The organism is Acetobacterium fimetarium (assembly GCF_014284475.1).
GTDB classification, from domain to species: domain Bacteria; phylum Bacillota; class Clostridia; order Eubacteriales; family Eubacteriaceae; genus Acetobacterium; species Acetobacterium fimetarium.
This window is the reverse complement of the sequence record NZ_WJBC01000005.1, coordinates 155,971-169,142: the sequence shown is the minus strand read 5'-3', so window position 1 is coordinate 169,142 and position 13,172 is coordinate 155,971. Positions and strand designations below refer to the sequence as shown.

15 protein-coding genes are annotated in these 13,172 nt (G+C 41.7%); all 15 read right to left on the bottom strand.

What is annotated here, in order from left to right:
* Nucleotides 1–134 precede the first annotated feature (134 nt).
* Nucleotides 135–1,151 (bottom strand): cob(I)yrinic acid a,c-diamide adenosyltransferase, encoded by a 1,017-nt coding sequence (locus GH808_RS05530; protein ID WP_186841783.1) that lies wholly within the window; start codon nt 1,149–1,151, stop codon nt 135–137.
* A gap of 12 nt (nt 1,152–1,163) precedes the next feature.
* The gene (locus GH808_RS05525) at nt 1,164–1,442 is read right to left on the bottom strand and encodes a EutN/CcmL family microcompartment protein (protein WP_186841782.1); all 279 of its coding nucleotides are present in this window, start codon (nt 1,440–1,442) and stop codon (nt 1,164–1,166) included.
* 16 nt (nt 1,443–1,458) lie between these two features.
* Complete coding sequence (locus tag GH808_RS05520; RefSeq protein WP_243166124.1) at nt 1,459–2,298, bottom strand: flavoprotein; 840 nt, start codon at nt 2,296–2,298, stop codon at nt 1,459–1,461.
* 24 nt (nt 2,299–2,322) lie between these two features.
* Complete coding sequence (gene eutJ / locus GH808_RS05515) at nt 2,323–3,147, bottom strand: ethanolamine utilization protein EutJ (RefSeq protein ID WP_186841780.1); 825 nt, start codon at nt 3,145–3,147, stop codon at nt 2,323–2,325.
* Between the two features lie 4 nt (nt 3,148–3,151).
* Nucleotides 3,152–3,805 carry a phosphate propanoyltransferase gene (pduL, locus tag GH808_RS05510; protein WP_186841779.1) on the bottom strand — a complete coding sequence of 218 codons (654 nt, stop codon included), beginning with the start codon at nt 3,803–3,805 and terminating at the stop codon, nt 3,152–3,154.
* Between the two features lie 61 nt (nt 3,806–3,866).
* A complete protein-coding gene (locus GH808_RS15535; protein ID WP_186841778.1) occupies nt 3,867–4,229 on the bottom strand; it encodes a BMC domain-containing protein in 363 nt (120 codons plus the stop codon).
* An 11-nt stretch (nt 4,230–4,240) separates the two neighbouring features.
* On the bottom strand, nt 4,241–4,609 hold the full coding sequence (locus GH808_RS05500; RefSeq protein WP_243166115.1) for a glycerol dehydratase reactivase beta/small subunit family protein: 369 nt from the start codon (nt 4,607–4,609) through the stop codon (nt 4,241–4,243).
* A gap of 7 nt (nt 4,610–4,616) precedes the next feature.
* Nucleotides 4,617–6,431 carry a diol dehydratase reactivase subunit alpha gene (locus GH808_RS05495; protein ID WP_186841776.1) on the bottom strand — a complete coding sequence of 605 codons (1,815 nt, stop codon included), beginning with the start codon at nt 6,429–6,431 and terminating at the stop codon, nt 4,617–4,619.
* 36 nt (nt 6,432–6,467) lie between these two features.
* The gene (locus tag GH808_RS05490; protein ID WP_186841775.1) at nt 6,468–6,971 is read right to left on the bottom strand and encodes a diol dehydratase small subunit; all 504 of its coding nucleotides are present in this window, start codon (nt 6,969–6,971) and stop codon (nt 6,468–6,470) included.
* A gap of 15 nt (nt 6,972–6,986) precedes the next feature.
* Nucleotides 6,987–7,640: a propanediol/glycerol family dehydratase medium subunit gene (locus GH808_RS05485; RefSeq protein WP_186841774.1), complete on the bottom strand. Its 654-nt coding sequence runs from the start codon at nt 7,638–7,640 to the stop codon at nt 6,987–6,989.
* Nucleotides 7,641–7,658: 18 nt separating this feature from the next.
* On the bottom strand, nt 7,659–9,320 hold the full coding sequence (locus GH808_RS05480) for a propanediol/glycerol family dehydratase large subunit (RefSeq protein WP_186841773.1): 1,662 nt from the start codon (nt 9,318–9,320) through the stop codon (nt 7,659–7,661).
* Nucleotides 9,321–9,366: 46 nt separating this feature from the next.
* Nucleotides 9,367–10,152, bottom strand: coding sequence for a propanediol utilization microcompartment protein PduB (gene pduB / locus GH808_RS05475; RefSeq protein ID WP_186841772.1), 786 nt, complete (start codon nt 10,150–10,152; stop codon nt 9,367–9,369).
* Between the two features lie 29 nt (nt 10,153–10,181).
* Nucleotides 10,182–10,460 (bottom strand): ethanolamine utilization microcompartment protein EutM, encoded by a 279-nt coding sequence (gene eutM / locus GH808_RS05470; RefSeq protein ID WP_186841771.1) that lies wholly within the window; start codon nt 10,458–10,460, stop codon nt 10,182–10,184.
* Nucleotides 10,461–10,749: 289 nt separating this feature from the next.
* The gene (locus tag GH808_RS05465; protein WP_186841770.1) at nt 10,750–11,835 is read right to left on the bottom strand and encodes a response regulator transcription factor; all 1,086 of its coding nucleotides are present in this window, start codon (nt 11,833–11,835) and stop codon (nt 10,750–10,752) included.
* 2 nt (nt 11,836–11,837) lie between these two features.
* Nucleotides 11,838–13,091 carry a sensor histidine kinase gene (locus GH808_RS05460; protein ID WP_186841769.1) on the bottom strand — a complete coding sequence of 418 codons (1,254 nt, stop codon included), beginning with the start codon at nt 13,089–13,091 and terminating at the stop codon, nt 11,838–11,840.
* Nucleotides 13,092–13,172 lie beyond the last annotated feature (81 nt).

Genomic DNA, 13,172 nt, shown 5'->3' with positions numbered 1-13,172 from the left:
TATTTTATAGCTGCTAGTCCAGCTTGTACAACTAAACTATCTTCTGCTGCACGGTTGCCATTTTGTTCGCCATAGCTAATCATTTTCTGGTTTTAATTTTTGTTTTATATCTTTCTCCAAAAATAATTAGCTGCTTATAAAATAGCGAGCGCAGATTTTGCAATTGTCATGTCTTCGTCCACAGTTCCTCCGCTTACTCCAATCGCGCCAATGATTTGACCGTTGTACTTAAGGGGATATCCACCTCCGAATACAACCATGCGATCATTGTTTGTCCATTGGATGCCGTAAAGAGAACCGCTCTCTTTTACCAGCCCCGGAAGTTTATCTGTCGGTATTTTCAATGCATTGGCGGTGTATGCTTTATTGACTGAAATGTCGGTGCTGGCCAATAGTGCATCTTCCATACGTTCGAAGTATGCCAGGTTTCCGCCTGTGTCAACAACTGAAAAAACGATTGGAACATTTATTTCTTCCGCTTTGACTCTGGCTGCTGCAGCCATTTTTTTTGCTAAAGTGAGTAATGAATAATCATCTTTCTGGCATTCTGTATCGACTTCAACATCTGCTTCAGCTTTTTTTGCGAACGCTTCGATTTTCTGTTTAACGCGGTTGACAACTTCTTTGATCATCCCGTTAAATTCTTCCGTACGCGCTAAAACAAAAAGTGTATCCGACAGTCGATTCACAAATTTTACCAATTCCGGTCGGCTTCCTTCACTTTCCCGATTGTAGGTTACAATCAGTCGCTCACCTCTTCTTACAACGGTTCGCGCTACATGAAGGGCTGCCGATGACGGGTTCGAACCGGGAATAACAAAATCCCGTTGCGGTCCGATTATTGCTAAATAATGGTCCAAAACGCCTTCCATATAATCAACGTCGTCCTGGGCAATTTTATCCGTCAACATCGTCTTGCCTTTTTCATCGCTGGCAAGTTCTGCTCCTAATGCAAAAATTCTCTTTTGCAGATAGTTCAGAATTTCACGGATTTCTTCATCTTCGCAAAGTGAATAGGCTAAGCCAATGGCTGAATTAGCTTCATCCATTGTTCCATATGCATCAACGCGGATATCGTCTTTTGGTGTTCGACTCGACCCGAATAAGCCGGTCTCGCCTTTATCCCCGCCTCTGGTATACACATTAGGCATCTCTTCACCCCACTAAACAATCTGAATTTCATCAACAATGCCAACGATGGTCATATCCAGCGGGGCCATCTTATCACCATAAACGTAACGGGCATTACTGCCTGATGTTACAATGACTGTTTCACCGATGCCGGCACCGACCGAGTCGACCGCAATGGCTGTTGACTGACTTGAATATTTCTCATATTCGCCATATTCGTCAATTTTTTTAATAATCAGCAGCTTACAACCCACCAGATTTTTATCCTTCTGGGTTGATACTACGTTTCCCACTACTTTTGCTAACTGCATAAATTCACCACCCTCATTAAATCCTTGTAATCTGTAGTCCAAATGTATCAATGGCTTCTGCAGCGTATTCCGTCACAATCGATCCGACCGGTATTTTGACCACTTCTGCATCCCGAATTTTTAAAATATCTGAACGTGAAATAACTTTTTTATTTAAAACACATTCACCACTTTTTCCGGTGATCGTTGGCTTTACCGTTGGTTCTTTCGTTTCCGAAACTGCTGGTTCTGCGACGCTTGAATCTTTGCTTACTGTGGGGGTTCCACCAATACAAGTAGCGTATAAGTCTTCACCATCTACTAATTGCATTCCAAAATCAGAAAGTGTCTTCATATTATTGATCAGCAATTGACGATACTTCTGGGGTGATTTTCCCATTCCCAGTGCTACTCGCTGAGGATCATCCGGATCGCATGCGTTTTTGGCAGCAACCACCGGAACACCAGCCATGATGCCATGGTTAATGATCGTCAGGAATACCGAATCCGTAACACCTGTCGCTATTTTTGCAGCCGTGTTGATGCTCATGGTTCCGATAATAAGAATATCTGCTGAACTATACAGTTCTTTCTGGCTTTTGATATTTCCACTGTGATAGACGACATCAAGATTCAATTCCTTTTGAATAGCGTCCGGATTTAATACCTTCATACCATCATCAGAAAGGACAACTTTTAATTGCCAACCATCTTTTTGTAATTTCAACAGTGAATCCATCGACTGCCTGAATCCAATTGCTCCTCCTGTAAAGAATACAACTGCCTTTTTGGGTTGATTTTTTATTCGTCTGACAACCTCATCAACAATTCTCTGGATTAAAACATCCATAAAAGTGTCATCGAGAATTTTATTCATGTCCAAATTTTATCACCACATTCCTTACCTTTGACAATTAAAGGCGATCCCTAAGGGTGTTACCAATAATGGTTCTACTGGTTTTATGGTTTTAATGCCGGTTTCGGCTTCGAATACTTTCTCGAAATCATCGAATATACAGGCACCGCCAACCACGTAAATCACATCGACATCATATCCCGAAATGAATCGATTGACAATGGATGCCATCTTCTCGACCACGGGTTTGATAATCGGAAATATTTTTCGTTGTTCTTCGTTTCTCTTAAGTTCTTCTGCCTCTTCAAAGCTTATATGATGAAAACCTGCCAGTACCAGACTCATGTGTGTTCCACCGGTTGCTTCATCAGCTGTGAAGATGACTTCACCGTCTTTAAGAATACTGATCCCGGTAGTTCCACCACCCACATCGACTACTGCTCCATCACGGATGCCGAGCACTGTGGCTGCCGCTGTCGGTTCATCCACCACGTTTGTTACAACGAAGTCTACAGAATCCACAACATTGGCAATGATCTTCGCATTCCCTTCCATGATTCCCGGCGGAATGGCAGTGGCAGCTTTGGCGTATGAAAGATCCACGCCCAATATTGCCTCCACCTCAGCTTTGAGTTTTCGTACTATTTGGCTCGCTCCGATATAGTCTACAACAATACCATCGCGAACGACTGACGCTCTTTGGGTAGCACCTGCAATGGGACGGTTATTCTCGTCAACCACTGCAATAACAATATTTGCAGTCCCAAGATCCACGCCAACTTTAAGCTCTCCGGTGTATGGGTTTGCTTTTTTTTCACGGATAAGCTCTGCAAATTCCAGTATTGCGTCATTTCCAGATTTCCAGTCCATTATTTCACCTGTTTGGGATTATTTTTAAATAATCATCATTCTTTAGTCCTGCTGCATTTGCCTCGTCGGTATCCAGATGCATTTCATAATCAAACTTATCCGATACGCGGGCTAATACATTACAGAAAATTGTCTTCCGAACACCACACGTTTCAACACTGACCCAGTCCTTATCCTTAATACCAAGCTTTGCTGCTATATCAAGAGGCATATGAATATGTCTCAGGGCAACCATAACGCCTTTATCAAGTGTTATCTTTCCGTTTGGTCCTTCTAAAGTAATTCCTGGTGTGCCTTCCAGCTTACCTGATTCACAAACTGGCGCATGTAAACCTAAACTTCTGGCATCAGTTAAAGAAATTTCCACCTGACTTTCGGGCCTTGCCGGTCCTAAAATACGGACCTTATCAAAGCAGCCTTTCGGTCCAACAACTTTAACGGTTTCTTTTGCCGCATATTGTCCCGGTTGCTTTAGGTCTTTAATATTGGTCAGCTCATATCCTTTTCCAAATAATACATCAATATCCGCCTGGGAAAGGTGTATATGCTTGTTTGATATTCCTAAAACAACTCGATTCGGGCTTTCTTTTTCGTCTAATAATTTTTTGACCGTATTAATGACGATCTGCTCAATTACCTTTTTTTCGTTTTCGTTCATACTCAACACCTTTTCTTCAAAAGATCACTTTTGTCTGAATCGCGGGAAGATCAATTTTCATCTACTCTTCTTCCGTTTCTTCTTGTTTTTCTTCAATGTCGGCTTCTGTTTCAGGCTCTTCAGGCATTGTATATCCAACTGTTTGCCTATTGTAAATTAGTTTTTCAATTCCTTCACTGGGCCGGGCAATGACAATGCTGGTCCAGCAACCTCTTCCTTTTGCACAAGCAGCGGTGGCAGCTTCAACAGCTGCTTTAACAGCTCCGACATCGCCAACCACTTTGATGGTCGACATGCCATCACCGCGACATGCTTCATAGCCAAGAAGTCTTACATTTGCTGACTTTACCGCCGCATCTGCTGCCTCTATCGCAGTGGCCAACCCAATAGCTTCAATTAGGCCTACGGCCTCTCCTCTATCCAAATTAACCCCTCCTACGACAGTTCAGTATTATCAAGATTTTTGAACGGCATCCTTTTGACAAGACGAGCTGCATTGCTTCCAATCGCTCGCAGCGTTGTTTCATCACTGTAAGACGGTATTCTGAAAATTGGCTGATCCTCTTTTAATTTAATATAATGCAGAACCACTTCTTTTTCCGTAATACCGATACCAACTCCAAGATGGGATAACTCGGCCCCTCTGAAGGCAAGCTCCACAGGATCGGCTTCTCCCATTTCTTCAACTGAAAAAGGAATCCCTTCTTCCTCAATACCATGTAATACTTCGTCAACGACCTTTTGATAAGTAATATTTTTTCCGTGTAATACTTTTATTTCTGGTTTTGGAGCATCAAAATCCATCCGCATCTCATTCACCTTCTTCGTAAGCAAGTACTAAACCAGTGGCGACTGCGTTACGTGGACCTTCAACCCCTCTAATATTCGCCCGTCCTGCAACAATGCTGTATTTCGATAGTGTATCTGTTACCAATTGGGGAATTTCAAAGTCCAATGCTGAACCGCCAACCAGTGTAACAAATTCAATATCCCGCACGTTTCCGGTAGGACTAACCCGTTCTAAGGAACGAATCGCATTGACAACAAACACTTTTGTTTTCGCGTCTCTGCGAACTGTCCGAATCCGCTCCAGCGAATCATTGCCTGGAATGGGAAACATTCCGTTTGGTGTCAAGATAACGACACGTGCAAATGTTCTGGGATCAAGCGGTTTGTCAAAAAATTGAACGGTTCCGTCTTCATGACGAATATGGAATAAACTTTCAACTTTTGCTAACGGATATTTTTTTATGTCTTCCGCCAGGCCCATATCCTCGTATCCCAACTCGGATGCAATCAGCAGTGTGACCATGTTGCCGGCACCTGCTAAATGGATCGACTTGATTTCGCCCGCCTTATTTATTATTGCTGCATCTGTTGATCCGGCACCCATATCGATAATTGCTAAAGGTCTGTCGCTGCCTGGTGTTGTCAATGCGCCACGAATGGCCATATCGGCTTCGACACCACCGACTTCAACTTTCACACCGAGTTCAGCTTCCAATTCGTGTGCAATCATGCTCATCTGCAATTTATCAGCTTTGACCATGGCGGCAATTCCTACTGCATTTTCCATGGAAAACTCATTGGCCATTCCACCTTTTACGGTTTGCGGCACAAACGTATCGACAGCCAATAAATCCTGAATCTTAATTGCACTCGGAAGCTGATCGGTCAGGTTTGACATAACCTGTCTGACCTTCTCCAGCATTCCACCGGCATTTGTGCCAGCTTCACCTTTAATATCTTCTACGGGAGCTACGGAACGTATTGCCTCCATGATTTTTTCAGCACCATCATCCACATTAACCTGAGCCTTTTTATTGGTTCCCTGAATAATGATTTGTCCGGCTGGAATTTTTCTTTCTTTAACATCCCCGGCCGGAGTTTTAATGATAACGGCTGAACGGTTTCCGATCAGCGCGCGTGAAACAGGGACAACCTGTTTGGTCTCCTCTGAATTTAAATCAAAAACGGTGGCAATGCCGTATGGATTGGATAATTGTTCAACTACCGAACCCGGCGCAGCTACTTCAATGGCAGCGCGCATGTTTATCGGCACCTTATCAATGAGGGAAACTTCATCAACAATCGGGATTTTTTTGTCAAGACGGTTATTAATTAAAACGCCATCATCACGCTGGACAATGGCACCATTCACAAATATGCCGTTACTAACAGCATGGTTAATAATACGGGAGGAAGCTTCAAAATCTACCTCTCTTGGAATAATGACGATCACTGATGCGCCTTTATCACAATTATTAACTTCCCTTATATCTACGGTCACTCCTACACCGATCCCCAATCCCCCTGGTGTAGAGGGATTGTGACCGATCATAGTGGATTCCGTAATGATTGTTTCAGTAATTGTTTCCATCGCCACATCGCCAATAACCGGTGCGGCTTCATTGATTCGGATTAAATCAACATCTTCTACGGCTAGTTCAGCTTTTTCAAGGGCTTGTTTTAAAGAGGCGAAAACTCCATGAATATTTTGACGTGTCCCTTTCATGCCAGTCGTATCAACGATACCGCTGGACAGAAAGGCAGGTTTTCCGTCGACATATCGGGCAAGCGCTGTTTCAGTGCTTGCATTACCAATATCTATTCCTGCAATAATCATATTTAGGTCCTCCAAACACTTCCTAAACGGCTAATTTTAGTAGAATTCTTTTGATCGCTTTCTTGCATAATATACTTCTGCAGCTTCAGCTACCAAAGAAGCAGAAATTGGAGCATTGTATTGATTTTTCAATTCTGCCGCAATTGCAAGTAATTCGTCTTTTGTAGATTTGTAAGGTCTTAATGCATTGTAGATTTCCAACAGACGAGCATCTGGAACAGCAATCAGTTCAGCAGCTCTTCTTAAATTCAATGCGAAAGCACCTCGTTTGACAGATTCAGCAACCTGAGCCTGTAATTCAAGTGTTTCAGGGCTGATTCTTAAATCTTCCGGTTTTAATTCGCCAGATAATAATTTGTCCAATGTAAGTTCTTTTAAAGCTTTACCACTTACAGAATGGATCAATTCTGGTCTCTTGTCTCCAATTGGGTAATCTGCTTTAGAAACAGTTCCGGTAGCACATGTAGCGGGAGCTGCAGCGGTACCCATAGAACTCATAACTTGTTTAACAATTTGTTCTAACATCTGTTCTTGTGTCATTCTGGTCACCTCCACTTATACGAATGAAACTTGTTGTTGAACGGCTTTTTTACCTTCGACAACATGTTCTGTTTCTTTAATATGTAACAAAGCTGCTTTAGCTTGATAAGCCGGGCGAGCCATTTGGTCATTTTTGACTGGAACTGGTGCTGGGCTTTCGCCTTTTGCATATTTAGCAGCATTTTTCCCAATTGCTCGGAATGTTTCCAAATCAATCAATGGAGCCTGAGAAAATAATTCTAAGTTACTTAACTGAGGGAGATCTTTCTGATGAATTACAGTTGTTCCTTTTGACTGAATGCCAATGCCAATGCCTGATCCGCTTAATTTTGCAGCAGTATGGGCACATACAGCAACGTCAGAACTTCTATAAACTTTAACGACGCGAGCTTTAAGACCTTCTTCTTCAATACCGGCGATGATTTCTTTTAAAACTTTATCATGTGGTAATCCGATGATTGTTTCATGTTGGGATTCAGCAAAAGCTGGAGCCAAACCAATAACAACTTCATCAGCTGCAGTACCTTGTGCGGCATCTCCAACTGGAGCAAGTTTAACAGAACCTGCAGCTACAGCAGCTTGAGAAGGAGCAGCAGCTGGAGCAGCGCCAGTCATTTCTTTTAATACATCTTCGATAATGCTTTTCAACATTTGTTCATTTATAGCCATATCTATACACCCCTTTCCTTAAATGCTTGCTGGGTCAACAGCCCATGGAATATCTTGGATTTGTTTCCATCTTTCATCACTGATAACATAACCAGTTTTAACTCCATGATAATCATTAGGATAGTTAACTGCAGAAATACATTCCCATGAAGAGCTTAGTTTAGAGGCAGTGTGTAAGTAGTCACCGGCAACTTTCTGTAACTGGATATTAAAGATCGATTCAGCAACATCTTTCATGCCGCCGCGATCCAGTGCTTTAATGAAGTCAACAGCTGTAGCGCCACGTCCCAACAGTTCTTCAACAGATTTCAAGTCAGCTACGACATCACGATCCGGCATATCCTGTGAACCATGTGCATAGGTTGCCGCTTCAACTTCGGCATCTGTGATTTCTGTCAAGCCTAATTCTCTGAAGATTACCTGCATTGCACGAGCAGCTTTGGCACGAGCAGCAACAACCGTATCTTCGTCAGCAGGTTGTAAACCAGCATCGATTTTTAAGTCACGTTGGATTACATTCCAGTCATCATAATCTTCTGCATCCCAGTTAGAGCCGGCAAACATATTATCATAGTTTGGCGTTGAGCTGTAACCTGAACAGATATAATCAGTTCCTGGTACCATCTGCATTAATGAACGGGCAACTCGTCGTAAATCAGAGTGAGTAAATGTCTGGTCATTAGAAGAAGCACACTCAAGGTCAAGACATGCTGCCAATAAGTTTTCAGCCAATACTTCACGGATACCACCTGGAACACCAGCTGGAACACCGATACAGGAAACAGAACCATTCTGGCTTCCTTGTACGCCGGCACCTTTGGTAATATATAAACATCTTGCTTCCAGATAAAGCATTGATTTGCCTTCAGCATAACCCATTTGTACTTCTGATCCGGAACCAGATGTAAAACGCATTTTCAAACCACGTGAAGCGTAGCTTGATGCCAAGAAAGCTTTAGAATAAGGAGTATCATCGCCATCCATGAAAACAGGTTCTGTACCATATACAGAAATCGTTTCAGCGTAAGCGGTGTAGCCTCTCATACCCAAGTCAAGTTCGGTCGCTTCTTCAACGGCACATTGTGTCAGGATACCTGGTCGGCCGACATTGGCACCAACCATGATCGCTAAAGCGTTGAATGGTGCATAACGAGCGATACCGACGGTTGTTTCCATTTCATCAAATCCACGAATAGCAGCTTCAGCCGCATCGGCAGCGATTTGAATCATGTTATCTTTTACGTTGGTGACATGACATTGGTTGGAAGGCATTAAACGAGCTCGCATTTTGCTTTGAGCCATCATCATTTCAAGTACGGTCATATGACCAAGTACTTCTGTGATTTTAGCAGGCGTAATGGATGTCGTAATGTCTACACAAATATCTCTTGGAACATTTATATCAACCAGCATATTGGCAATTTTCAAAGAATCCATTGCCATATATTCTGCTGCTTTTTCAGTACGGATACCGTAGTTTGCGATAAATGTATCAAGCATATCAAATTCTGCTCGTTTTTTACCGTCCATTTCTACGATAACACCATTCTCAATGCATAAGCTTGGAGTAGGATCTCCAGGGTTATTCATTGCGATTAAACCAACTTCTGGCCATTCTTTAACAAAACCGTCCTTTTTAACTGGACGAGCTGCTAAAACTTCAAATCTTTTTGACTTCATAGTCTTCATTCCTCCTTCTTTCTATAGAAAACTTGCTAACAGCTACTTAAATATAAGGAGTTGTAGTTGATGGGCATGGTCCGCCAAGAGCTTCCAGAGCTTGTTTACCGATTTCTCTAGCCGCATAAACAGCTTGACGAACAGCACCAGCATCACCAGTGATGAAGATCATTGACTCGTTTGAGAATTTTGTTCCGCCATTATCAGGAGAAGAATATCCAACAAGATCTACGTTAGCAGCTTTTAAAGCGCCATCAGACATTAATACGCCAATACCGGCTGGAGCACCAACGATGATAGCGAAAGCTTTTCCGATCGGAGCACCGAATACATAGTTACAAGCAAAGCTTGCTCTTGCTGTATACTGGAATTCCAAGTGGCCAGCAGCGTTGCCGTATACGTCACCGAAGGTTCTGTTTAAGTCGTTAAGTGCAACTTCAACAGCTCTTTTAGCATCAGATACATCTTCTGCACCAAAGATAATTAAAGAACCGTGTCCTGCGCCGCCTTCTGTATCTCTTGCGAATTCAACTGATACAACTTCGCAGTTTGTAGCTTTAACAGCTTCATCAGCTGCAAAAACCTGAGGGCCAGCACCAGTTCTAGCGGAGAGGATACCGATAGATCTGTATTTAGGATCGATTTTCATCGCTTCGTGTAAAGTTTTGTCCACGTTTGCAATTACAAAACCGATCGTGGTTCCAACTGCTGTTCCAATGAATTCAGTTAATCCGCAAACACCAGTAGCCGCTGCAACTGTGCCTGTTTCTTCAACTTCTCCCATCTTTTTCATAACTTCTTCCATCAACTTGTTCATTAAATCATCTTTCATTAATTTACACCTCCGTAATTATAAAATTTTTATAGGCCTTGTGGTAAAATTTTCTCTACATCACCGTGTGGTCTTGGGATTACGTGTACTGAAACAACTTGTCCAACTTTATCAGCTGCCGCAGCACCTGCGTCAACAGCTGCTTTTACAGCTCCAACATCTCCACGAACCATGACGGTTACTAATCCAGAACCGATTTTTTCGTAGCCCATTAATGATACATTGGCTGATTTAACCATCGCATCTGCTGCTTCAATTGCTGCAACAAGACCCTTAGTTTCAATCATCCCTAAAGCTTCGTTTGTCATAAGCTCCATCCTCCTTAATTTCAAGATTTTGTTTCTGAAACTAACTATATTTTAATGCAAAGCCTATGGTAATTACTTGCGCTATTCTTATAAAATTATTTACCCTTTGCCATGAAAGCCTTGAAAGCCTTGAATTATCGCTCTTTTTTATTATCCGCCGTAAAATTCGGGTGGAATATTTTGTCTAAGACTTACACTTTATTGCATTCATTTTTTCTCTGCAAAACAAAAAGAACAGGTAACCTGCCAGGTTTTCCTGTTCCTTGATTTTTATCGTTATTTAATTGTTTCAGGAAACTTCCCGCTGTTTCCCGGAACTGTCTTCGTCCTCAGGAACTTCGCCTCTTTTTTCCTTGCGATACTCCGTCGGAGTCATACCGGTACTCTTTTTAAATACCTTGCTGAAATAGTTGGGTTCGTGATACGAAAGATCCAGCGCAATATTGATGATCGGCACATCGGTATTGGCCAGCATATCCTTGGCAATTTCAATTTTTCGTTCCGTCAGATAAGTTACAAAGTTAACGCCTGTTTCTTTCTTGAATATTTTACTTAAGTAGTAGGAACTCATATTGGCATATTCCCCGACTTGATCCAGAGAAATATCTTTATAACAGTTGCGATCGATATAATTCAAAATATCTTCGATATTGTTTTTTCTCGTTTCTTTATTATCCAACATCTTATCGAACACTTTATCGATTGTCTTCATAATTTCAACTTTTAAATCATAACGATTTTTAAATCCGTTTACAACCTGCATATTATTGCTGGAGAACAGCGGACTGGTCAGTTCATAACCACACATGTCTTTCGTCACAATATTCAGTTCTTCCATAAAATGCCGGATTTCGGATTGAATTGACATAATATCAAACGTATAATAATCGTAAATCATGTCCAGGTAGTTAATCAGCGCATTTCTTGCATCACTGTATTTCTTCTGAATGACTGCAAAGATTACCTCATTCATTTTTTCATCAAATCGTTCTTTGGCATTGTTCTTTAATGAAGCGATGCACTGATTGATTGAATCCATCAGTTGCTGGGGACGAATGGGTTTTAGCAGGAAATCATCAACCCGTGCTTTGATGGCCTGGTGCGCAAAATCAAATTCATTGAAAGCGGTAATGAGTATCACTTTCTTTTCGTGGTCTTCTTTTTTAACCATCTTCAGAACGTCAATACCATTAATTTCGGGAATATTAATGTCCAAAAGAACAATATCTGGATTCAAACGACGAATTTCTTCGATAGCTACCAACCCTGAGGATGCTTCGCCAACAACTTCAATATTATCACTGTATTGATCAATAATTAGTTTAATCGCTTCAATTTCTAAATGTTCGTCTTCAACAATAAATAGTTTATACATTTCTACAATCCCCTCCCTACTAGAGATTTACGGGGTATCCTAATGGTAATTTCAGTGCCTTGCTCCATTTCACTTTGTATTTCAACCCCATAATCCACACCATAGTAATACATGAGTCGTTTATTTGCATTGTTAATTCCGATGCCGGTGTTTTTCTCCCGGCCATCTGCTTCATAGGTTCCATCCAATATTTTATGTATTCGATCGCGGGAAATGCCCTTGCCATCATCGATGATTTTCAATAAAGCACCATCTTTTTGAATATCTGCAGTGATCTCCACTCGCCCGCCTTTAGCATTCGGCTCAACGGCGTGGATAATGGCATTTTCAACAAAAGGCTGAACCGTCATAAACGGACACAGGATATCTTCCGCCATCTCATCGATCTGGACCGAGTAATTCAGGCGGTTTCCCAAACGCATTTTTTGAATGGAAAGATAATTCTGAACATGTTCCATTTCTTCCTTGAGTGTTACAACATTATTCTTTTCTTTTTTCAGGGTATACCGCATCATATCTGAAAAAGCGTAAATCATTTCCTGGGTTTTATCAGCACCCTCGAGCAGTGCTAAACGTCCAATCGTGTTCAGGACATTGAAAAGAAAATGGGGATTTATCTGTGCCTGCAGGGCTTTTAGATCCGCTTCTTTCAGCGATGCCTCAACTTCGCTGCGTAGTTTAACTTCTTCCATCAATTCAATGTTTTTATTATGCAATTCTTCCTGCATAATATGAATCATCTGTTTTTCCACGAGATAGTTTGCAATGGTATAAAGGAGATCCGCTGCCGACTTTACCTGCGTCAAAGTTGTCTTCCAGGCTTTATCATAACTCTCCAGAACCTCAGGATGTTTGGTAAAATCAGTTAATTCATGACTCGTTCCATAGGGCAGCTTTTTCATTTCATCTTCCGGAATTTTCACCTGACCTGCCATAATGGCGCCGAGGTAGTTTCCTTTAACCATAATGGGCACGGCAACATCAACCAGGCCGCCATGACAAATATAAATCGCTGGTTTTCCTGATCGCGCCGATTCAATCCCGCCATGCGCATCCGACTGATAGCACAAATCCCGATTATTGCTATCTTTTCTAACACAATTACAGAATTCCGAAAAATTACTGTATTTTGTAACCGGATTGCCTTTGTAGTCAACCGTGACTGCGGCAAGCCCAGTAGCATCGGAAAATGAATCCTGAATTTTTTGCAAGACTTCAACGTCAATAACGTCATTAATCTTTAATAAGACTCTCATAAAACAACCCCTTTAAGACAATAATCCCAACATTAACTGTAAAACGATTTCTGATGTATAATATTATAACACATACAGGAA